The sequence below is a fragment of the Pseudomonas sp. Xaverov 83 genome, assembly GCF_019352905.1.
In the GTDB taxonomy this organism is placed as follows: Bacteria; Pseudomonadota; Gammaproteobacteria; order Pseudomonadales; family Pseudomonadaceae; genus Aquipseudomonas; species Aquipseudomonas yamanorum.
This window is the reverse complement of sequence record NZ_JAAAFU010000049.1, coordinates 21,381-40,269: the sequence shown is the minus strand read 5'-3', so window position 1 is coordinate 40,269 and position 18,889 is coordinate 21,381. Positions and strand designations below refer to the sequence as shown.

23 protein-coding genes, 1 tRNA gene and 1 pseudogene are annotated in these 18,889 nt (G+C 57.1%); 13 read left to right on the top strand and 12 right to left on the bottom strand.

The window, feature by feature from the left end:
* The first annotated feature begins 48 nt into the window (after positions 1–48).
* From K0H47_RS15700 to K0H47_RS15685, 4 genes are all read left to right on the top strand, one after another.
* The gene (locus tag K0H47_RS15700) at positions 49–351 is read left to right on the top strand and encodes a helix-turn-helix transcriptional regulator (RefSeq protein WP_017477097.1); all 303 of its coding nucleotides are present in this window, start codon (positions 49–51) and stop codon (positions 349–351) included.
* Between the two features lie 61 nt (positions 352–412).
* Positions 413–1,405, top strand: a complete 993-nt coding sequence (locus tag K0H47_RS15695; protein ID WP_201139849.1) for a zinc-dependent alcohol dehydrogenase family protein — start codon at positions 413–415, stop codon at positions 1,403–1,405.
* Positions 1,406–1,444: 39 nt separating this feature from the next.
* Positions 1,445–1,699, top strand: a complete 255-nt coding sequence (locus K0H47_RS15690; protein ID WP_017477095.1) for a hypothetical protein — start codon at positions 1,445–1,447, stop codon at positions 1,697–1,699.
* 234 nt (positions 1,700–1,933) lie between these two features.
* Positions 1,934–3,262, top strand: coding sequence for an OprD family porin (locus K0H47_RS15685; protein ID WP_063031379.1), 1,329 nt, complete (start codon positions 1,934–1,936; stop codon positions 3,260–3,262).
* 312 nt (positions 3,263–3,574) lie between these two features.
* Here K0H47_RS15685 and K0H47_RS15680 read toward each other — a convergent pair whose 3' ends face one another.
* Complete coding sequence (locus tag K0H47_RS15680; protein WP_093198641.1) at positions 3,575–4,030, bottom strand: hypothetical protein; 456 nt, start codon at positions 4,028–4,030, stop codon at positions 3,575–3,577.
* 203 nt (positions 4,031–4,233) lie between these two features.
* On the opposite strand from K0H47_RS15680, the gene K0H47_RS15675 reads away from it, so the two are divergent.
* On the top strand, positions 4,234–4,647 hold the full coding sequence (locus K0H47_RS15675; RefSeq protein ID WP_063031383.1) for a hypothetical protein: 414 nt from the start codon (positions 4,234–4,236) through the stop codon (positions 4,645–4,647).
* Positions 4,648–4,686: 39 nt separating this feature from the next.
* Here the strand turns inward: K0H47_RS15675 and K0H47_RS15670 are convergent, their stop codons facing one another.
* The 3 genes from K0H47_RS15670 to K0H47_RS15660 form a co-directional block, all read right to left on the bottom strand.
* Complete coding sequence (locus K0H47_RS15670; RefSeq protein ID WP_063031385.1) at positions 4,687–5,022, bottom strand: hypothetical protein; 336 nt, start codon at positions 5,020–5,022, stop codon at positions 4,687–4,689.
* A 146-nt stretch (positions 5,023–5,168) separates the two neighbouring features.
* Entirely contained in the window at positions 5,169–5,627 is a 459-nt protein-coding gene (locus K0H47_RS15665; RefSeq protein WP_003219642.1) for an Hsp20 family protein, read from the bottom strand.
* A 198-nt stretch (positions 5,628–5,825) separates the two neighbouring features.
* Entirely contained in the window at positions 5,826–6,254 is a 429-nt protein-coding gene (locus K0H47_RS15660) for an N-acetyltransferase (RefSeq protein WP_063031387.1), read from the bottom strand.
* 439 nt (positions 6,255–6,693) lie between these two features.
* On the opposite strand from K0H47_RS15660, the gene K0H47_RS15655 reads away from it, so the two are divergent.
* Positions 6,694–7,605, top strand: coding sequence for a bifunctional GNAT family N-acetyltransferase/nucleoside diphosphate kinase regulator (locus K0H47_RS15655; protein ID WP_063034005.1), 912 nt, complete (start codon positions 6,694–6,696; stop codon positions 7,603–7,605).
* Positions 7,606–8,070: 465 nt separating this feature from the next.
* On the opposite strand, the gene K0H47_RS15650 is transcribed toward K0H47_RS15655, so the two are convergent.
* From K0H47_RS15650 to K0H47_RS15635, 4 genes and pseudogenes are all read right to left on the bottom strand, one after another.
* Positions 8,071–8,391 (bottom strand): hypothetical protein, encoded by a 321-nt coding sequence (locus tag K0H47_RS15650; RefSeq protein ID WP_063031389.1) that lies wholly within the window; start codon positions 8,389–8,391, stop codon positions 8,071–8,073.
* A 6-nt stretch (positions 8,392–8,397) separates the two neighbouring features.
* A complete protein-coding gene (locus tag K0H47_RS15645) occupies positions 8,398–8,586 on the bottom strand; it encodes a Com family DNA-binding transcriptional regulator (RefSeq protein WP_081253178.1) in 189 nt (62 codons plus the stop codon).
* A gap of 298 nt (positions 8,587–8,884) precedes the next feature.
* Positions 8,885–9,394: pseudogene (locus K0H47_RS15640) on the bottom strand (helix-turn-helix transcriptional regulator); the annotation flags it as partial.
* Between the two features lie 496 nt (positions 9,395–9,890).
* Positions 9,891–9,981 (bottom strand) — tRNA-Ser (locus K0H47_RS15635).
* A gap of 152 nt (positions 9,982–10,133) precedes the next feature.
* Here K0H47_RS15635 and K0H47_RS15630 point away from each other — a divergent pair.
* The 7 genes from K0H47_RS15630 to K0H47_RS15600 all read left to right on the top strand — a co-directional run bounded on the left by K0H47_RS15630 (position 10,134) and on the right by K0H47_RS15600 (position 14,346).
* Positions 10,134–10,805 (top strand): Bax inhibitor-1/YccA family protein, encoded by a 672-nt coding sequence (locus K0H47_RS15630; protein ID WP_003219636.1) that lies wholly within the window; start codon positions 10,134–10,136, stop codon positions 10,803–10,805.
* Positions 10,806–10,894: 89 nt separating this feature from the next.
* Positions 10,895–11,287 carry a sulfurtransferase complex subunit TusD gene (gene tusD / locus K0H47_RS15625; protein WP_017479530.1) on the top strand — a complete coding sequence of 131 codons (393 nt, stop codon included), beginning with the start codon at positions 10,895–10,897 and terminating at the stop codon, positions 11,285–11,287.
* A 1-nt stretch (position 11,288) separates the two neighbouring features.
* Positions 11,289–11,639: a sulfurtransferase complex subunit TusC gene (gene tusC, locus K0H47_RS15620; RefSeq protein ID WP_177026315.1), complete on the top strand. Its 351-nt coding sequence runs from the start codon at positions 11,289–11,291 to the stop codon at positions 11,637–11,639.
* Positions 11,639–11,932 carry a sulfurtransferase complex subunit TusB gene (tusB, locus tag K0H47_RS15615; protein ID WP_063031391.1) on the top strand — a complete coding sequence of 98 codons (294 nt, stop codon included), beginning with the start codon at positions 11,639–11,641 and terminating at the stop codon, positions 11,930–11,932. Before tusC ends, tusB begins: the two co-directional genes overlap by 1 nt.
* Positions 11,929–12,264: a TusE/DsrC/DsvC family sulfur relay protein gene (locus K0H47_RS15610; RefSeq protein WP_063031393.1), complete on the top strand. Its 336-nt coding sequence runs from the start codon at positions 11,929–11,931 to the stop codon at positions 12,262–12,264. Before tusB ends, K0H47_RS15610 begins: the two co-directional genes overlap by 4 nt.
* The gene (locus K0H47_RS15605) at positions 12,261–13,262 is read left to right on the top strand and encodes a glycosyl transferase family protein (protein ID WP_063031395.1); all 1,002 of its coding nucleotides are present in this window, start codon (positions 12,261–12,263) and stop codon (positions 13,260–13,262) included. Before K0H47_RS15610 ends, K0H47_RS15605 begins: the two co-directional genes overlap by 4 nt.
* Before the next feature lie 88 nt (positions 13,263–13,350).
* The gene (locus K0H47_RS15600; RefSeq protein ID WP_219273157.1) at positions 13,351–14,346 is read left to right on the top strand and encodes a glutathione S-transferase family protein; all 996 of its coding nucleotides are present in this window, start codon (positions 13,351–13,353) and stop codon (positions 14,344–14,346) included.
* A gap of 129 nt (positions 14,347–14,475) precedes the next feature.
* Here the strand turns inward: K0H47_RS15600 and cysG are convergent, their stop codons facing one another.
* The 4 genes from cysG to K0H47_RS15580 are packed head-to-tail and all read right to left on the bottom strand — an operon-like array spanning position 14,476 to position 18,864.
* On the bottom strand, positions 14,476–15,870 hold the full coding sequence (gene cysG / locus K0H47_RS15595) for a siroheme synthase CysG (protein WP_063031399.1): 1,395 nt from the start codon (positions 15,868–15,870) through the stop codon (positions 14,476–14,478).
* Positions 15,871–17,151 (bottom strand): serine--tRNA ligase, encoded by a 1,281-nt coding sequence (gene serS / locus K0H47_RS15590; RefSeq protein ID WP_177026318.1) that lies wholly within the window; start codon positions 17,149–17,151, stop codon positions 15,871–15,873. It lies immediately after the preceding gene.
* A gap of 16 nt (positions 17,152–17,167) precedes the next feature.
* Positions 17,168–17,542 (bottom strand): fluoride efflux transporter CrcB, encoded by a 375-nt coding sequence (crcB, locus tag K0H47_RS15585; RefSeq protein ID WP_201139857.1) that lies wholly within the window; start codon positions 17,540–17,542, stop codon positions 17,168–17,170.
* Positions 17,542–18,864, bottom strand: coding sequence for a replication-associated recombination protein A (locus tag K0H47_RS15580; protein WP_219273155.1), 1,323 nt, complete (start codon positions 18,862–18,864; stop codon positions 17,542–17,544). The genes crcB and K0H47_RS15580 overlap by 1 nt, the downstream gene beginning before the upstream one ends.
* Positions 18,865–18,889 lie beyond the last annotated feature (25 nt).

Below are 18,889 nucleotides of genomic sequence, written 5' to 3'. Positions count from 1 at the left end.
GGCAGAGACGCACATTGACATATCGGTAATTCTCGATATGATCGCGCCATGGACTTACTCGAAATATTCAAAGCACTCTCAAACCAGACACGCCTCGAAATCCTGAAAGGTTTGAAAGATCCCGAAAAGAACTTCCCGCCTCAAGATGAAGGTGACGTTCACACGGTGGGTGTGTGTGTCAGCAGCATCCAAGAAGGTATCGGACTCTCGCAATCGACGGTGTCCGGTTACCTTGCAACCCTGCAGCGAGTGGGCCTGGTGGAAGTCCGGCGTATCGGCCAGTGGACCTACTACAAGCGCAATGAAGCAACCATCAGGATGCTCGCCGAGGTTATGGGGAAAGAGCTGTAAATTTTTGCCCTATAATATCGAGATTTCGCGATATCCCTTTTTATCGAAATGAGGAAATACAGTGAAAGCGTTGATACTCAATTCATTTGGCGGCCCGGAATCGTTCGAACTGTGCGACGTGCCCAAGCCAGTGCCACACGCAGGACAAGTCCTGGTGCGCGTACACGCAACCTCCATCAACCCTCTGGATTATCAGGTCCGGCGTGGCGACTATTCCGGCTTGGTGCCGTTACCAGCCATTACCGGGCATGACGTATCGGGTGTTGTTGAAGAAGTCGGGCCGGGGGTTACGACCTTCGCGCCAGGCGACGAAGTCTGGTATACCCCGCAAATTTTCGAAGGCCCGGGCAGTTATGCCGAGTACCACGTGGCGCACGAAAGCATTATCGGGAAGAAGCCCTCTTCGCTGAGTCATCTTGAAGCAGCAAGCCTGAGCCTGGTCGGCGGCACAGCCTGGGAAGCGCTGGTGGTGCGTGGGGCGCTCAAAGTGGGAGAAAGCATTCTGGTGCATGGCGGCGCAGGAGGCGTCGGCCATGTGGCGATCCAGCTGGCAAAAGCCATGGGCGCCAAGGTGTTCACAACCGTGCGCGAAGCGAACGCTGAGTTCGCACGAAGCATGGGCGCCGATGTGATCATCGACTACGAAAAGGAGGATTATGTCGACGTCATCCAGCGAGAAACGGCTGGTCGTGGAGTCGATGTCGTGTTCGATACCATCGGCGGCAACACGTTGTCGCGCAGCCCGGACGCGCTTGCGCAGCTGGGGCGCGTGGTCTCGATTGTGGACATTTCACACCCGCAAAACCTGGTTCAGGCCTGGGGCAAGAACGCGAGTTATCACTTCGTTTTCACACGACAGAACCGCGGCAAACTGGATGAAATGAGCGCACTGATAGCCAACGGTAAACTGCGCCCACATCTTGGCGCGGTCTATTCGCTTGCCGACATCCCACTCGCCCATTCCCGGCTGGAGAGCCCTAACAATGGCATCCAAGGAAAAATCGCGATTGCCGTGTCTTCCGAGTTACAGGAGGATTGGCGCAACGGCGTTTGAGCTGATGGCACTGAACCATTCTTTGGGGAGCACGAGTAGATGGCAGAACTGATGGAAATGCTCGACGGCCCAAGGACCGCACAACAGGAACTGTTCTACGACCTCGAAGATGCGATGGCTGTTATCGCCTGGTCGGTCAATGAGCTGGCCAGTATCGCCGGGGTCGCCAAATCACCCGACGAAGCTGTCGCTCTGATGAAGATGGGCGCCCTGCTCGCTGCTCAGCAGGAAAAGCTCAGCGGGTACGCGGATGAGGTGAAGGCGGGAAGGATTGTGCGGGGGGAGGATCAATAGCGGTCAATACGCTCCGCCCCCAACATTCTTTCACATCCCTTTCACAGTTGAGCGCTTATGGTTACCCCAGCTCCTAAGTGAACACCTTTAAGCCCGCACTCCCCATCGCGGGCTTTTCTTTGCCTGGAATTCAGTAAAAGGGGATATCAAAACCTTCATCCAGTTTCATTTGTTGATGGCCTGGGCTGTCGCCTTAATGCTCCAACACGAACGCGTGCACAGGAGCAAAAAATAATGAAAAAACGTCAACCGTTACTTCAGCTTAATACCTTGGCCGTGGCGCTGGCATTTGCCTTGCCGGCCATGAGCTATGCCAGCGACCAGTCCGACTCCAAGGGCTTTGTCGCCGACAGCAGCTTGAATATCCTCAACCGCAACCTGTTCTGGAACCAGAACGGCAACGGCGCCCACACCCGTGACTGGAGCCAGGCGCTGATGGCGACCTACAGCTCGGGCTTCACTCAAGGCACCGTTGGCATCGGCATTGATGCGTTTGCCGACTTGGCGTTGCGCATCGACGGGGACACCGATCGTGCCGGTGGCCCGAACATTCCGTCCGACGCCAATGGCAATCCGGATCACGGCTTCGCGAAGGCTGGTGGTGACGTCAAGTTCCGCATTTCCAATACCACGCTCAAGGTCGGCGACTTGCAGCCTACATCGCCGGTGTTCGCCACCGCCGATAACTACCTGATGCCACAGACCGCAACAGGCTTCCAGATCGACAGTCATGAAATCTCCGGCCTGAACCTGGAGGCCGGCCATTACACCTCCGGCACCGGGACCACCACCACCTCGCGCAGCGGCGACATTCTCGCCAGCTATGCAGGCGTGGCTGCGTCGTCGGCCAGCTTCGCGGGGGGCAAATACCAGTTCAGCAAGGAATTCACCGCGTCGCTGTACGGGGCGCACCTGGAAGACGTGTGGAATCAGTACTACGTCAACTTGAACCTTGTTCATCCACTGACCGATGACCAATCCGTCGCGCTGGACTTCAACCTCTATCGCACACTGGACGACGGCAGCGCCAAGGCCGGGACCATCGACACCACCGCCGCCTCGCTGGCGGCTGCCTACACCCTGGGCGCGCAGACGTTCACCCTGGCCGGACAGAAAGTTCATGGTGACGAGCCGTTCGACTATGTCGGCTTTGGGGAGACCAATGCCGGTGTCGGTGCCGGCCGCTACGGCAACTCGATCAACCTGGCTGACTCGGTGCAATACTCCGACTTCAACGGACCGGGCGAGCGGTCCTGGCAGATGCGCTATGACCTGGACATGAGCACCTTTGGCGCCCCCGGCCTGAGCTTCATGGCCCGTCATATTCGCGGTGCTGGCATCGACGGTACGCATACCCCCGGCAATTCGGCCTACACCGGTTTCTATGGTGCCAACGACCAGGAACACGAAACCGACGCCGAAGTGAAATACGTGGTGCAGAGTGGCCCGGCCAAGAAGCTGTCCTTCCGCCTGCGGGAAGCTTGGCACGATGGTGATGCGTCCACCGGGGGGCATCTGGTGCAGACGCGGCTGATTACCGAGTATCCGTTGAATATCTTCTAACGGGCAGGCGTGCCCGGTGAATGAATCAACCGGGCACTCCGTACGCGGCCTGCGTCCCGAACGCCCTTAGTAGGCCGTCGGGATGAAAGAAAAGCTGCTGCCATGTTGAGAAATTCTACGGCGAACCAGATTACCCGGTTTCACATCAATTTCTGACTCGATGATTCTTGACGTACCAGAGATCGTGTATTTCGAAACGCCAAGGATATGCTTGCCAGGGGTCAACCCAAACCTGGCCACCTCCCCTGGGTGAAACTCGGGCCTCTTCAATCGTAGAGCCCGCCAAGCGCGGGCTTCTTTGTGACATCTTAACTACTGGGGTGCGCTTGGTGATGGTTCTAACGAGGCTTGAGGTAATGCAACAGCCGACAGATTTCCTGTAGCGTCTTCAGGCAGCGTATACATGGCACCTGTCAGCGGATCTACGATCAGCATGCCGATCAAACCGCCAATCAACAAATTTCCCCAGTACCAGCCGCTAACGGTAGATTTCAGAGGAACAGTCGTCTCTGTGTATCCGTCCTTCTGGAAGGTCACTGTATAGCTCTGGCTTTTAAAGTAGCCTCTGCTCGTCTCCAAAAGCGCCGTGCCTGGAGTGACGCCCTTCAGCAGTACGCTTCCCTTGCTGTCCTTGATGACATAGTTGGCATTTGTCGGCAGGCTGTACAGCCCAACCTTTGGCTTGCTATCGCTCACGATGCTTGCGCAGCCGCCCAAGACTGTTATTGCTGTAAGCAGCGTGGCGCCCGCCACCTTCCCCATCTTCATACCATCACTCCGTTGCGCCTTCATTGGCATGGCTGACGCTCAGCCGGCGCGCATTGTAGCGAAATGATGGCATTTGGACATCTTCAGCAAGAAGAGCTTTACGGAATCTGGTTTTTTGTGCGACCTACCGAGCCGCTCTGCCCCCCAATGGTGGCGGTACGCCACGAATGGTAAAGTGCGGCATCAGCCAGAGAGGGAACCTCATGCTTAAGAAACTGCTTGTGGCCTGCGCCGCCTCGCTTCTTCTCACCGGGTGCGTCAAACCCACTCCAGAGCAGCTTGAAAACCCGGACTACGGCCCGTATCCCTTCGAATATGAACGCACGATCAAGGCGTATATGGCGCGGACTCAGCCGGATCCCGACTCAACAAAGTATCAGTTTCTGGGTGACCCTATTCCGATGTGGAACGGAATCTTTGGGCTTCGATTCGGGTATGGGATATGTCTCATCATGAATGCAAAGAATATTTACGGTGGCTATTCAGGGCAGGAGCTGTGGTTTTTCATGCTGCGCGGCGACCAAGTAATGGAGACCAATAGCGCTCGTGTGGGTGGCAACCCAAAAGCATTTGCTCGGCTAAAGTGCGAGAAAGTAGGCTTCAATGTAGGTGGCTGAACCAGGTCGTCTACAAACGTCCGGTGCGGAGCTGAGTTGTCATTTATTTCTCGTCTTCACGCATAACGAAAACCACTTTTCTTTAAATTCGCTTACAGCTCTTTTTCGGTCTTCTTCAGTACGGAATGCCGATGTGCTGTACGCATCCTTGACAATCACTGCCCCTAGCGAAGCAAGATCGGGTTCTCCTCCTGAGATGACCTTCATCATCTCGGCCATAGGCATTTCGTCCTGACGACTCTTCATGATTGATCCGGCCATGTCAGAAAGAGTTTTACAGTAGCTGAGAGTCTCATCGGATGGCTTCGCCGCCAACGCCACATTGGTGGACAGTGTCAGCACAGCAAATGTCATCCCTGCCATCAAAATCCGCATGTCGTTCCCTCTTTGGTTTGGCGGGACTGTAGCATTATGAAACCACTCCAGAACGCCGAAATGCCCGGAATGGGGCCAAGTCTTCGTTCTGATTCCACAAATACAAAAAAGGCGCTACCAAGAGCGCCTTTTTTGCTACCGCTGACTTATTGCAAACTAACCTGACGCAGTTCGGGTTCTTTCCCGCTACCAATCGTGATGCGCTTGGGTTTGGCCTCTTCAGGAACCACGCGCAGCAAGTCGATGCTTAACAGCCCGTTGTTCATCGAAGCACCGCGCACCTCGATGTGATCTGCCAGCCGGAACGACAACCGAAATGCTCGTTGCGCGATGCCCTGGTGCAGATAAGTGACTGCTTTCTCGGTTTCGCGCTTGTCGCCCACGACTGTCAAAACGCCCTTCTCGACCTGAATATCCAGATCCGCTTCAGTAAGCCCAGCGACTGCAATGACAATGCGATATTCGTCATCACCGTGCTTTTCCACATTGTGAGGCGGATAAGTATTCGGAGCCTCGCTGCGAAGCGCCGACTCAAACAGGTCATTGAAGCGATCGAAGCCCACGGATTGACGGAACAAAGGGGCCAACGAAAGGGTAGTAGCCATCTCAAAATCTCCTGATTAAATCCAAGTGATTAAGTGCGCGACCCGCATTCGGCGTCGCGTGATGAAAACTTATGTTCGCCGAAATAATTTTCAAGAGGGCAGATAAAAAATTTTACATTTGAGCCAGCCGGGAGCGGCTGGCTCGGTTGGATAAACAGGCCGCCGGCGTATGTCGAGCGCCCTGCGTGACGACTTTGTTCAACTGCAGCCCCAGCGCATCGTGAACTCTTGCTGGCCTGTCACTGGATCAAGCGACTCAGCAACCGTTGAAAAGCCGCCAGCCTGATAAAAAGCTATCGCTCGGTCGTTGGCACTGTAGACATTCAGTTCAAGGGATGAGCGCAAGCGCTTGGCTTCGTCCAGTAACTGTCGACCTAAACCACGTCCTTGGGCGTCGGGACTGACAAACAAAGCAGCTAGACGATGCTCATGCAACGACAAAAAACCAAGCACCCGACTTTCGTCTTCAAGTATTAGGGTTTCGGCTTGTGGCAGGTAATGATCGCGCATGACACCTAATTGCTCGCGCCAGAACGCTTCAGGGACAAAATCGTGCGCCTTGATCGAAGCGACCAGCCAAAGATCGAGGACGTGGTCAATGTCGCTGGGATGATAGCGGCGGATCATACTGACTTCCTGTTCGAGGATTTTTGAATCTATGAATGTAAAGGTACACATTTTCGGCGCTTCTGGTTCAGGCACCGCTGGCTGAAGGGCTCTGGCCGGAAGTACGCACATCAGGCAAATAGGAGAAGGGGAACAGGCATTTGAAATTCATGATCACCGTCCTTTGTCGTGAAGATGCAGTCGTGAATTATCCATAAAGACACGTTTTATGGGGCGTCAAATCGCGACCACATTTAAAGACTCTATGGCTGACGAAAACGAGTCGGCTTCATCGAGACTTGAGTGCTTGACTGGTTCGGGTTCAGCAAGCGGTGGTCTCTTGGAACTCTCTGGCATGTTCGCCATTACTCGCGGTATGTCTTAAAATATCCGGTTGCTGAAGAACCGCCATGACATATCCATGAAGGGCTTCAATCCTTTACAAATAAGTGTGGTTAAGATGAACAAGCCTTTCATTTCGCTGTGCCCTGAAATTACTCGGGCGCACGCGCTAACGTTGGTGGATTGGTTAGAGGATGAACGCATCACCTGCTATCTGAGCGATTCGCGTCATGTCTCCCGCTCCATTGAGCAAGTCATTGATCGGACTCAGTTGCCGATCCTGACTCATCTATTCAACCGGGGCGGCAGATTCTTTATGGCCTATGACCGGCATGACGCCCCGGTGGGCTTTGTCCGTCTCATTAAGACAGGTTCAAATTGCGAGATAGTCCTGGTCATCGGAGACAGCGACAAATGGGGCCGAAACCTAGGCGCCCGCACGATCCGCGAAGGCATGAAACTGGCCTTCCTCGACATGCGGGCCGAGAAGCTCATCGCCAAGATCCACCCGGACAACTCGCGCTCGCTGAAAGCTTTTCTGCGCAGCGGCTTTATGCTTGAGAGCGAAACGCCGACATTGAAGTCATTTTCCATGACGGCGGCGCGCTATTTCCAGTTCTTGCGCGAAGGCGCCGGTGGCGACTCCACCAGGATCTACATCACTGAAATCGACAAGGCCAGGCTCGAGGAACTAATCGCGTTCGAGCAAGGCCCGGCGGTTGTTGAACTCGAACATGAGCTCGAGCGAGCCATTGTCGTCAAGCCGCAGCAGGTGGCGCGCAATGTCATCACGATGAACTCCAGGGCGTTGCTGCAACTGGACGACGACGAGTTCGAAGTGGCCTTGGTCTACCCTGAAGACGCGGACAGCAACGCAGGAAAGCATTCCGTGTATTCCGACATAGGCGCCGCCATCCTTGGCTATCAGGAGGGAGACGCCATCGACTGGCGAATTGCTGATCGGACCCGCCGGATTGAGATCAAGAAAGTGCTTTACCAGCCGGAGGCTGCGGGCGACTTCCACCTGTAATTGCGCCTTTTCTCAGTAACGAATCACGCCAGCCGGCTTGGGCGCCTGACTTATCCAGCGTGAACTGATAACCGAGACGGTTATCGGCGCGGGGGTGCGATCGTGAAACCTACCCGTTGACTCCCACTTTTTGCAGAGTTGCGGAAACTGTCTGAAATGATGCGGAAACGATTAGATGCTTCACTGCCAATATTCCTGAACCCCAGAAACGCAATAGCGGGGCTCATGAGTCAATCTTGGCGGGAAACCAGGCCGCCAAAGGCTTTTCATTCGAACATTTCATGCTGACTCAGGCTGCGCCAGGAGGATTCAACGGCCCGAGGTAAATAGGGTTGAAGCCGATATTCAGTTGCGAACACGGTTTCATATTCAGTTTTGCAGAGACCCCGAATAAGTAAGGCCCAGCACTAAGCTGGGCCTTATGGTTGTCCAAGGAGGGCGAGGCCGTCCTTTAGACCCTTTCAATCAAGCAAGAACGTCGTAGGTCATGTAAATGTAAGCGCTAATGAAACCGCCATCAGTCGGCGCCCACCAAAGACCTTGACCTGCCGGAACGACGATTTCGAACGACGGGCTGCCCAAGCCAAGAAACACAACTGGGAACTCCGTAACCTCGCCATTAGTTGGAACAGGAGTTACAGCTCCGGTAACCAGTTTCCCATTGGAGGCGGTACAGGTCCGCACCACGATGCCGGTGGTGTTTTCGGCCGGCGTAATAATGGGGCGAACTGCTTCGACGAAGCCGATGAGGTTGCTGAATTTTGCGCCTGCTGTTACTTGATCCATGTCTATTTACCTTTGAGTCGAATGATTTGTCGCGGAGGATTCCGCTTTCATGTCGCTCAAAGGCGATTGCTCGAGGCTCGTGGCCTTCACATGATTCAACGTCCCGCATCGGGAACACTTGATCTGGAACTCCGTAAACCCACCCGTGCGGGCGAGAAGTCTTTTGCAGCTACCGCATCTGAATTCTTTCAACATCTGCAAATTCCTTTTGCATTGTCACGCCCATTCCATGAGCAATAAAAGCCCCGCGTAATCCGGGCATTGAAATAGACGAGAGCTCTTTTTGGCGCTTTACGCTGCACGCCCGGGCCAGTCGCCAACCCTCTGAACCAATTAGGCGGTTCATCACTGCCTTCCATCTTGTCGGTTATTATTTGGCGATGCGGATAATTTAGCTCAACGCTAAAAACAACTCAATAGCCAAAAGCTAAATAATTTTGGCTTTTTTGCAAAAAGCCCGCACACGGCGGGCTTGATTGTTTAATTGAGCAACTTATCTGGCGTACATCCCCCACCAAAAGACATGGCCGAGGATGCTTATCTGCTCATCATGCAATCGCTGATAGCTGTAATCTTCGTCAGGATGTTCATCTCTATTGAAGCTGCGCATTCGCATCCCGGTGGGTAGCCGGTAAAGTTGTTTCACCCGCAGCTGGCCATTGTGATTTATTGCATATAGATCGCCGTCAATGACATCGGCGAGACCAGTGCCCGCAATGTTCACACCCACAATTGCGCCATCCCTCAGCACTGGGAGCATGCTGTTGCCACGGACCGTGACACATCTCGCCTTGTCGAACTGCACCCTATTCTGGCGCAGGCTGCGCTTGTCAAATCTAAGACTTGATTTTTCGCCTTCTTCAATTACAAATCGACCTGAACCGGCTGCAAGCTCCACCTCACGCAAGTACGGCACAGATATTTCATCTGTGTCCAAGGGCGTGCGTTCGTCCCATAGACGCATCTCACTCAATCCGAAGTGACCAGGTTCTTCAGTAGTTGCTTGCCCGGGCGCGTAGCCTTGTAGCGAGTCGAACCAATCGGGATCCAGACCTTCGAGACGCTCTATACGTCGTGCAACCTCATCACCGAGGTTCTTGAGCGTTTTATCTGAAAGAACTTGGCTCAAGTGAGCAGGGCTCATTTCCCATCGCGCCGCACACGACGATTTCTTCTGCTTTCCGATAAGGGTCCGCAGATTTCGTTTTCTGATTTCGTAGATATCCATGCACAAAAGATTGCCATTATTTAGCGAATTGCTAAATATGCTAACAGCTAAAATTCTTCCCTGTGATGCAAGTCTATCGCCCGGGCACTGCAAAATATGAAAAAACAAAGCAGGTTTTACAGGAGGATCGGAGCGACCGCGAAGCCGTCAAAGTAGGAAAGTTATAGAACACTCCCACAATAGTAATGGAACACTTGCGAAAATCAGTTACGAAATCCCCGTACCCCAGAAACGCAAAAGCCCCGCAATAGCGGGGCTCTCGAGTAAATCTTGGCGGGAAACCAGGGATTCGAACCCTGGGAACGCTATTAACGTTCGCCGGTTTTCAAGACCGGTGCATTCAACCACTCTGCCAATTTCCCTTGTGCAACACAGGATTAGCGTACCCCATCCTGTCTCAGCGGGCGCCATAATACCCGAATGAAACACACTGTCAAACTCTCGCCATAGCTTGTTACAGAGCGTCTGTTATGATCCTTGCGACTGAATGTTTCAAAACTGAAGGAGTGTCGCCATGCGCGAACAAAATTACGCAGTGAATGGAAACGCGCAGGCTGAGCAGCTAGAAGTTAGCCGCGTCCTGCGCAATACATACGGCTTGCTCGCTCTCACCCTCGCTTTCAGCGGCGTGATGGCCTTCGTAGCCCAGCAAATGCGCGTCGGCTACCCGAATATCTTCGTCGTGTTGATCGGCTTCTATGGTCTGTTCTTCCTGACCAACAAGCTGCGCGACTCGGCCTGGGGCCTGGTGTCGGCGTTTGCCTTGACCGGTTTCATGGGCTTTATCCTCGGCCCAATCCTTAACCGTTACCTCGGCATGGCCGGCGGCGCGGAAGTGGTCAGCTCGGCATTTGCCATGACTGCCCTGGTATTTGGCGGCCTGTCGGCTTACGTGCTGATCTCCCGCAAGGACATGAGCTTCCTGGGTGGTTTCATCACCGCCGGTTTCTTCGTGTTGCTGGCTGCCGTGCTGGCAGGCATGTTCTTCCAGATCAGCGGCCTGCAATTGGCGATCAGCGCCGGTTTCGTGCTGTTCTCCTCGGCGTGCATCCTGTTCCAGACCAGCGCGATCATCCAGGGTGGCGAGCGTAACTACATCATGGCCACCATCAGCCTGTATGTATCGATCTACAACCTGTTTATCAGCCTGTTGCAGATCTTCGGCATCATGGGCCGCGACGACTGATCGCAGCCACATGCAAAAAGCCCGCTTCGGCGGGCTTTTTGTTGTCTGCGGCTTTATCATTGCCACAGGTTTTGCCTTCAGAGTGTTCCATGAAGTTCGCGATTGCGCTTTTTTCCGCCGCCCATGCGCCCTCCTCGCGCCGTGCCTTGCTGTTCGCCCAGGCGGCGCTGGCGGGCGGGCATGAAATTGTACGGCTGTTTTTTTATCAGGATGGCGTCTACAGCGCATCCACCAACATTGTTGCGCCGCAGGATGAGCAGGATATCGCCCGTCAGTGGCGCGAGTTTGTCAGCGAGCATCAGCTTGATGGCGTGGTGTGCATCGCGGCGGCCCTGCGTCGTGGGGTGCTGAATGCCGAAGAGGCCACCCGCTATCAGCGCAGCGCGGTGAATCTGGAGGCGCCTTGGGCGCTGTCCGGGCTTGGGCAACTGCATGACGCCGCCCAGGCCGCTGACCGTTTGATCTGCTTCGGAGGGCCGTGACATGTCGAAATCATTGCTGGTGATCAGCCGACAGGCGCCGTGGTCCGGCCCCAGTGCCCGCGAAGCGTTGGATATTGTGTTGGCTGGCGGCGCGTTTGATTTGCCGATTGGCCTGTTGTTTTTGGATGACGGCGTGTTTCAACTGGCCGCAAGCCAGGACGCCAAGGCCGTGCAACAGAAAGACCTCAGCGCCAACCTCCAGGCCCTGGAGTTGTTTGGGGTTGAGGATGTGTTTGCCTGCAGCCATAGCCTCACCGAGCGTGGCCTGACCGCCTCCGACAACGCGCAGCCGCTGAGCAGCGAACAGATCTCTCAGATGATTGACCGTTACGACCAGGTGATTACCCTCTGATGTCGACTTTGCATGTGGTCTCCCACTCCCCGTTTACCGATAGCCGGCTGGACAGCTGCCTGCGCCTCTGTGGCGCACAGGATGCGATCCTGCTGTGTGGCGACGGTGCCTACGCCTTGCAACCCGCCAGCGCACCCTGCCAGGCTCTGCAAGCCAAGGGTTTGAAGGTGTTTGTACTGGCCGAAGACAGTCAGGCGCGCAGTCTCGCCGTGCCTGCCTGGGTCGCCAGCGTCGATTACCCGGCCTTCGTCCAGCTGTCGATCGATTACGACAAGGTCAACACCTGGCTATGAACACCCTGACCGTAGGCGAACGCACCCTCGAACTGGACAAGGACGGCTACCTCGTCGACTTGAACGAGTGGTCCAGCGACGTGGCCAACGCCCTCGCCACCGCAGAAGACCTGGCGCTGACCCCGGAACACTGGGAAATCCTCGAACTGCTGCGGGGTTTCTACAGCGAATTCCAGCTATCGCCCGCCACTCGCCCGCTGATCAAGTACACGGCCTTGAAGCTGGGCCCGGAAAAGGGCAACAGCCTGCACCTCAACCGACTGTTCAAAGGCACTCCCGCCAAACTCGCCGCCAAGCTGGCGGGCCTGCCCAGGCCGACGAATTGCTTATGACTGATTTTGCCCCGTTGATCACTGAAACCCCTGCCGAGCACCCGTTCGCGCCGTTCGTGCGCATCCTCGGCAAAGGCAAGCGCGGCGCCCGCAACCTCACCCGCGAGGAAGCCCGGGAAGCCATGGGCATGCTGCTGGACGAGAAGGTCGAAGACACCCAACTCGGCGCCTTCCTGATGCTGTTGCGGCACAAGGAAGAAAGCCCGGAAGAACTCGCCGGTTTCACCGAAGCCGTGCGCGAACGCTTGAATGCACCGTCACTCAATGTGGATGTCGACTGGCCTACCTACGCCGGTAAAAAACGCCACCTGCCGTGGTACCTGCTGGCAGCCAAGTGCCTGGCACAGAACGGCGTGCGCATCTTGATGCACGGCGGCGGCGCACATACCGCAGGTCGGCTCTACACCGAGCAATTGCTGGACGGCTTGCAGATTCCGCTGTGCCGGAATTGGCAACAGGTGGAAGCGGCCCTGGAACAGGGCAACCTGGCGTTTATTCCGCTGGGAGACTGGGCGCCACAGCTGCAGCGCATGATCGACCTGCGCAACACATTGGGCCTGCGTTCGCCGATCCACTCCCTGGCGCGCATCCTCAACCCGTTGAGCGCCCGCTGCGGCCTGCAAAGCATCTTCCACCCGGGCTACCAGGGCGTGCACCGCGATGCCAGTGGCTTGCTCGGTGACAACACCATCGTGGTCAAGGGTGACGGCGGCGAAATCGAGATCAACCCGGACACCATCAGCCACCTATACGGCACCACCGGCGGCGAAAGCTGGGATGAAGAGTGGCCTGCCCTCTCCGCTCAGCGCCACGTCAAACCTGCCGCCCTGGAGCCCGAGCACCTCAAGGCGTTATGGCGCGGCGACGTGCAGGACAGCTACCCGCAACTGGCATTGATCGCCACCATGGCCCTGGCCTTGCGCGGCCTCGGTCACCCGCGGGAGCAAGCGTTTGAACTGGCCCAGCAATACTGGAACGCCCGGGACAAATCGATTTAGTCGATCATTAACCCCCAGCCTTTGCGCTTTTTGTTCGAACTCAGACCTTTAGACTGCACTCCTACGCTTATTAGCCAAGGAGTCAGTCATGGGTTTGCTGATCGAAGGACGCTGGCATGACCAGTGGTACGAAAGTAGCGCAGACGGCGCCTTCCAACGGGAGCAGGCGCAACGCCGTAACTGGGTGACCGCCGATGGCGAGCCCGGCCCGACCGGTGAAGGCGGTTTCGCGGCTGAAGCCGGTCGCTATCATCTGTACGTCTCCCTGGCCTGCCCCTGGGCACACCGCACATTGATCCTGCGCAAGCTAAAAGGCCTGGAAAGCCTGATCGATGTGTCCGTGGTCAGCTGGCTAATGCTCGAGAACGGCTGGACCTTCGACAAGGCCCACGGCTCCAGCGGCGACAGACTCGACGACTTCACCTACATGCACCAACGCTACACCGCCGACTCCGCCAACCACACCGGGCGGGTCACCGTCCCGGTGTTGTGGGACAAGAAGCTCAAGCGGATTGTCAGCAATGAATCGGCGGAGATTATTCGCATGTTCAACAGTGCGTTTAATGAACTGACCGGCAATCAACTGGACTTCTATCCCGAGGCCCAGCGCTCAACCATCGATGCACTGAACGACAGGATCTATCCCGCCGTGAACAACGGTGTATACCGCGCAGGTTTTGCCACGTCGCAAAAAGCGTATGAAGCGGCATTTGATGATGTGTTTGCCGAACTGGATCACCTTGAACAGCATTTGGGTAAGCATCGTTACCTGGCGGGGGAATACCTGACTGAAGCCGATGTAAGGCTTTTCACCACGGCGATTCGGTTTGATGCGGTGTACTACAGCCACTTCAAATGCAACCTGCGGCGGATTGCGGATTATCCGAATTTATCGAATTGGCTAAGGGAGCTGTATCAGTGGCCGGGGATTGCCGAGACGGTGGATTTTGCTCACATCAAGGGGCACTACTACGCCAGTCATCGCACGATTAATCCGACGGGGATTGTGCCGAAGGGGCCATTGCAGACGTTTGAGGCGGAGCATGATCGGGAGCGGTTGAGCGGGAAAGGGATTTGGAGTTGATCCAAGCCCTGTAGGAGCAAGCTTGCTCGCGAAGGTCGTCAACGATAACGCGCTCATGCTGAATGAGCGCGGTGACCTTGAGTTTTTCGCGAGCAAGCTCGCTCCTACAGTTGGAATGCGTCGCGCTTGTCAAACTTGCGACTGAGCGCCTTCAAACCACTTCAGCTTCTCACGCAACAGCACCACTTCTCCCACAATCACCAGTGTCGGTGCATGAACTTCATGCTCCGCCACCATGCGTGGCAGGTCAGCCAGTGTGCCGGTAAACACCCGCTGGTTGGACGTGGTGCCCTGCTGGATCAACGCCGCCGGCGTATCCGCTGAACGGCCATGCTGGATCAGTTGTTCGCAGATGATCGGCAACCCGATCAACCCCATGTAGAAGACCAGGGTTTGCGACGGCCCTACCAGGTCACTCCATGGCAGGTCCGAAGTCCCGTCCTTCAAGTGCCCGGTAATGAAGCGAACCGATTGCGCATAGTCGCGATGGGTCAGCGGAATACCGGCATACGCCGCGCAACCACTGGCTGCCGTAATGCCCGGCACCACCTGGAACGGGATGCCATGGGCCGCCAGCTCTTCGATCTCTTCACCGCCACGACCAAAGATGAACGGGTCGCCACCCTTGAGCCGCAGCACGCGTTTGCCTTGCTTGGCCAGGTCCACCAGCTGCTGGTTAATCTGGTCTTGCGGCACCGCATGGTCAGCGCGTCGCTTGCCGACGTACACCCGCTCAGCATCTCGGCGGCACAGCTCAAGAATCGCCGGCGCCACCAAGCGGTCGTACAGCACCACATCGGCCTGCTGCATCAAGCGCAACGCGCGGAAGGTCAGCAGGTCCGGATCACCCGGGCCTGCCCCCACGAGGTAGACTTCGCCCGGTGCGTGAGGCGGCGCGCCGTTGATTTTCTCCACCAGCAAACGCTCGGCTTCATCGCCCTGCCCGGCCAGTTGCCGGTCAGCAATCGGACCTTGAAACACGTCTTCCCAGAACGCGCGACGCTGCTGCACATCCGGAAACAAACCTTTGACCTGGCTACGAAACCGCGCCGCCAACCCGGCCAATTGACCGTAAGTCGACGGAATCCAGGTTTCCAGCTTGGCGCGGATCAAGCGTGCCAGCACCGGCGCATCGCCGCCGCTGGACACTGCGATCACCAAAGGTGAACGGTCGACAATCGCCGGGAAGATCACGCTGCACAAGGCCGGCGCATCCACCACATTGACCGGTACGCAACGGCGCCGCGCATCGCTGGACACTTGCGCGTTCAGCGGCTCGTCATCGGTCGCGGCGATAATCAGGGTGCAACCGTCGAGGTCGGCCTCCTGATAACCGCGCAAAATCAGTTCACCGCCACTGCCCTGGACCAGTTCACGCAACTGGTCTTCAATCTGGGGAGCAACCACCCGCAACAACGCGCCGGCGTCGGCCAGCAGCCGGGATTTGCGCAAGGCAATCTCCCCGCCACCGACGACCAACACACGACTGCCGCGCAGGTTATGAAACAGCGGCAGAAATTCCATTTAGCCGATGACCTCAACGCCCGCCATGTAAGGCTTGAGCACGTCGGGTACGCGGATCGAACCGTCAGCCTGCTGGTAGTTTTCCAGCACCGCCACCAGGGTACGGCCTACCGCCAGGCCCGAGCCGTTGAGGGTGTGGACCAGCTCAGGCTTGCCGGTTTCCGGGTTACGGAAACGCGCCTGCATGCGACGGGCCTGGAAATCACCGCAGTTGGAGCACGACGAAATCTCGCGGTATTTGTCCTGGCTCGGCACCCACACTTCCAGATCGTAAGTCTTCACGGCACTGAAACCCATGTCGCCGGTGCACAAGGCCAGAACGCGGTACGGCAGCTCCAGCAGCTGCAGGACGCGTTCGGCGTTGGCGGTCAGGCCTTCCAGCGCTTCCATGGAGGTCGACGGCTCGACAACCTGCACCATCTCGACCTTGTCGAACTGGTGCTGGCGGATCATGCCGCGGGTGTCGCGACCCGATGCACCGGCTTCACTGCGAAAGCACGGCGAGTGGGCGACAAACTTGATCGGCAGTTGCTTGGCGTCGAGGATTTCCCCGGCCACGATGTTGGTCAGCGACACTTCGGCGGTCGGGATCAGGTACAGATCGGCTTCGCCATCGCGGCTGATCTTGAACAGGTCTTCCTCGAACTTCGGCAACTGACTGGTCCCCATCAACGCCGGCGCCTGAACCAGGTACGGGGTGTAAGCCTCTTCGTAGCCGTGTTCGCCGGTGTGCAGGTTGATCATGAACTGCGCCAGGGCACGGTGCATGCGCGCGATCGGGCCGCGCAGCAAGGCAAAGCGCGCGCCGGACATTTTGGCCGCTGTCTCGAAGTCCAGACCACCGGTCAATTCGCCCAGGGCAACGTGGTCCTTGATCTCGAAATCGAAAGCTTTTGGCGTGCCCCAGCGACGGACTTCGACGTTGCCGTCTTCGTCTTCGCCAATCGGCACGGACTCGTGTGGCAGGTTCGGGATACCCAGCAGGATCGAGTCCAGCTCGGTCTGGATCGCGTCCAGCTCGACTTTGCCGGAAGCCAACTCGCCAGCCATGCGCTCGACGTCCGCCATCAACGGCGCGATGTCTTCGCCGCGCTGCTTGGCCTGACCGATGGATTTGGAACGCGCATTACGCTCAGCCTGCAGTGCTTCGGTGCGGGTCTGGACGGTCTTGCGCTGTTCTTCCAGCGCTTCGATGCGCGCAACATCCAGGCTGAAGCCACGGGATGCCAGGCGGTCCGCTACGTCCTGAAGGTTGCTACGTAACAGTTTGGAATCGAGCATGTCGGTCTCTCGTTTATCAAAGTTTGGTCAAGGACAGGCCAGCCCACGTGGCGAGCAGCCCGCCGAACACGCTGATGGCCAGGTACCCGAAGGCGACCAATGCCTGCCCGCTTTCCAGCAGGCGTAGCGTGTCCAGTGAAAAGGATGAAAAGGTCGTCAGACCGCCTACAAAGCCGACAATCAAGCCGGCCCGAATCTCAATCGGCACTTCCGGGCGAATCAGAAACCACCCGTACAACAAACCGATGATCAAACAGCCCACCAGATTGACCGCCAGGGTCGCCGCATAAAAATGCTTCGGCCAATTGGCGCTGACCCATGTGCTGGTGGCGAAACGCAATAATGTACCAGCGATGCCGGCCACGGACACGGCAAGAATCGTTCTGAGCACTACTTTCTCCGCTGTTTCGGGCTGAGCCGGTCAAGTTGGGCGAGGTGATTGAGCTTTTCGCCGATCTTCAGCTCCAGGCCGCGAGGCACTGGCTGGTAGAACGGCTGCGGCTCAAGGTCATCCGGGAAGTAATCTTCGCCAGCCGCATAGGCGTCCGGCTCATCGTGGGCGTAACGGTATTCATCGCCATAACCGAGCTGCTTCATCAGCTTGGTCGGCGCATTGCGCAGGTGCAGCGGCACTTCCAGGGAACCATGCTCAGCGGCGGCACGCAGGGCGGACTTGAAGCCCATATACACCGCGTTGCTTTTCGGCGCGCAGGCAAGATAAGTGATGGCCTGGGCCACCGCCAACTCGCCTTCCGGGCTGCCCAGGCGCTCCTGCACTTCCCAGGCGGCCAGGCACAGACTCAGCGCGCGCGGGTCGGCATTGCCGATGTCTTCACTGGCCATGCGCACCACGCGCCGGGCCAGGTACAGCGGGTCGCAACCACCGTCGATCATGCGCGCAAACCAGTACAGCGCGCCGTCGGGATTGGAGCCGCGCACCGATTTATGCAACGCGGAAATCTGGTCGTAGAACGCCTCCCCACCCTTGTCGAAACGCCGGCGGGTGTCGCCCAGCAGGCTTTGCAGCAAGTCGACACCGATTTCGCTGCCATCCTCGGCCAGGTCGGACGCGTTCTCCAGCAGATTGAGAAAACGTCGACCATCGCCGTCAGCCGCGGTCAGCAGAATCTTGAAGCCTTCCTCGCTGACACTCAGTTGGCGCTTGCCCAGGCCCTTGTCTTCATTCAGCGCGCGCCGCAACAGCTTCTGCATCGCGGCTTCATCGAGGCTCTTGAGCACATAGACACGCGCCCGGGACAGCAAGGCGTTGTTCAGTTCAAATGACGGGTTTTCAGTGGTGGCGCCAATAAAGATCAGCGTGCCGTCTTCGACATACGGCAGGAACGCATCCTGCTGCGACTTGTTGAAGCGATGCACTTCGTCGACAAACAGGATGGTGCGCTTGCCGTATTGCCCGGCCTGCTGCTTGGCGACTTCCACCGCCTGGCGGATTTCCTTGACCCCGGCGAGCACCGCCGAAACCGTCTCGAAGTGGGCATCCGAGACTTTCGCCAGGAGCCGCGCCAGGGTGGTCTTACCCACGCCCGGCGGCCCCCAGAAAATCATCGAGTGCAGCGCACCCTGCTCCAGGGCTTCGCGCAAAGGCTTGCCGCGAGCGAGCAGGTGTTCCTGCCCGACGTACTCGTCCAGGTTGGTCGAGCGCAGGCGCGCCGCCAGAGGCTGAGCAATCGGGTCACTTCGAAACAGGTCCATGGGCAGCGTTTGAAACCTCTAGGCA

Coding starts and splice junctions, on each gene's coding strand:
- serS (WP_177026318.1), bottom strand. CDS start 17,151: ATGCTCGATTCCAAACTGTTACGTAGCAACCTTCAGGACGTAGCGGAC.
- tusD (WP_017479530.1), top strand. CDS start 10,895: ATGAAGTTCGCGATTGCGCTTTTTTCCGCCGCCCATGCGCCCTCCTCG.
- K0H47_RS15650 (WP_063031389.1), bottom strand. CDS start 8,391: ATGGATCAAGTAACAGCAGGCGCAAAATTCAGCAACCTCATCGGCTTC.
- K0H47_RS15685 (WP_063031379.1), top strand. CDS start 1,934: ATGAAAAAACGTCAACCGTTACTTCAGCTTAATACCTTGGCCGTGGCG.
- K0H47_RS15675 (WP_063031383.1), top strand. CDS start 4,234: ATGCTTAAGAAACTGCTTGTGGCCTGCGCCGCCTCGCTTCTTCTCACC.
- K0H47_RS15580 (WP_219273155.1), bottom strand. CDS start 18,864: ATGGACCTGTTTCGAAGTGACCCGATTGCTCAGCCTCTGGCGGCGCGC.
- tusB (WP_063031391.1), top strand. CDS start 11,639: ATGTCGACTTTGCATGTGGTCTCCCACTCCCCGTTTACCGATAGCCGG.
- K0H47_RS15690 (WP_017477095.1), top strand. CDS start 1,445: ATGGCAGAACTGATGGAAATGCTCGACGGCCCAAGGACCGCACAACAG.
- K0H47_RS15655 (WP_063034005.1), top strand. CDS start 6,694: ATGAACAAGCCTTTCATTTCGCTGTGCCCTGAAATTACTCGGGCGCAC.
- K0H47_RS15665 (WP_003219642.1), bottom strand. CDS start 5,627: ATGGCTACTACCCTTTCGTTGGCCCCTTTGTTCCGTCAATCCGTGGGC.
- K0H47_RS15670 (WP_063031385.1), bottom strand. CDS start 5,022: ATGCGGATTTTGATGGCAGGGATGACATTTGCTGTGCTGACACTGTCC.
- K0H47_RS15610 (WP_063031393.1), top strand. CDS start 11,929: ATGAACACCCTGACCGTAGGCGAACGCACCCTCGAACTGGACAAGGAC.
- K0H47_RS15630 (WP_003219636.1), top strand. CDS start 10,134: ATGCGCGAACAAAATTACGCAGTGAATGGAAACGCGCAGGCTGAGCAG.
- tusC (WP_177026315.1), top strand. CDS start 11,289: ATGTCGAAATCATTGCTGGTGATCAGCCGACAGGCGCCGTGGTCCGGC.
- K0H47_RS15645 (WP_081253178.1), bottom strand. CDS start 8,586: ATGTTGAAAGAATTCAGATGCGGTAGCTGCAAAAGACTTCTCGCCCGC.
- K0H47_RS15600 (WP_219273157.1), top strand. CDS start 13,351: ATGGGTTTGCTGATCGAAGGACGCTGGCATGACCAGTGGTACGAAAGT.
- cysG (WP_063031399.1), bottom strand. CDS start 15,870: ATGGAATTTCTGCCGCTGTTTCATAACCTGCGCGGCAGTCGTGTGTTG.
- K0H47_RS15680 (WP_093198641.1), bottom strand. CDS start 4,030: ATGAAGATGGGGAAGGTGGCGGGCGCCACGCTGCTTACAGCAATAACA.
- K0H47_RS15700 (WP_017477097.1), top strand. CDS start 49: ATGGACTTACTCGAAATATTCAAAGCACTCTCAAACCAGACACGCCTC.
- K0H47_RS15660 (WP_063031387.1), bottom strand. CDS start 6,254: ATGATCCGCCGCTATCATCCCAGCGACATTGACCACGTCCTCGATCTT.
- K0H47_RS15605 (WP_063031395.1), top strand. CDS start 12,261: ATGACTGATTTTGCCCCGTTGATCACTGAAACCCCTGCCGAGCACCCG.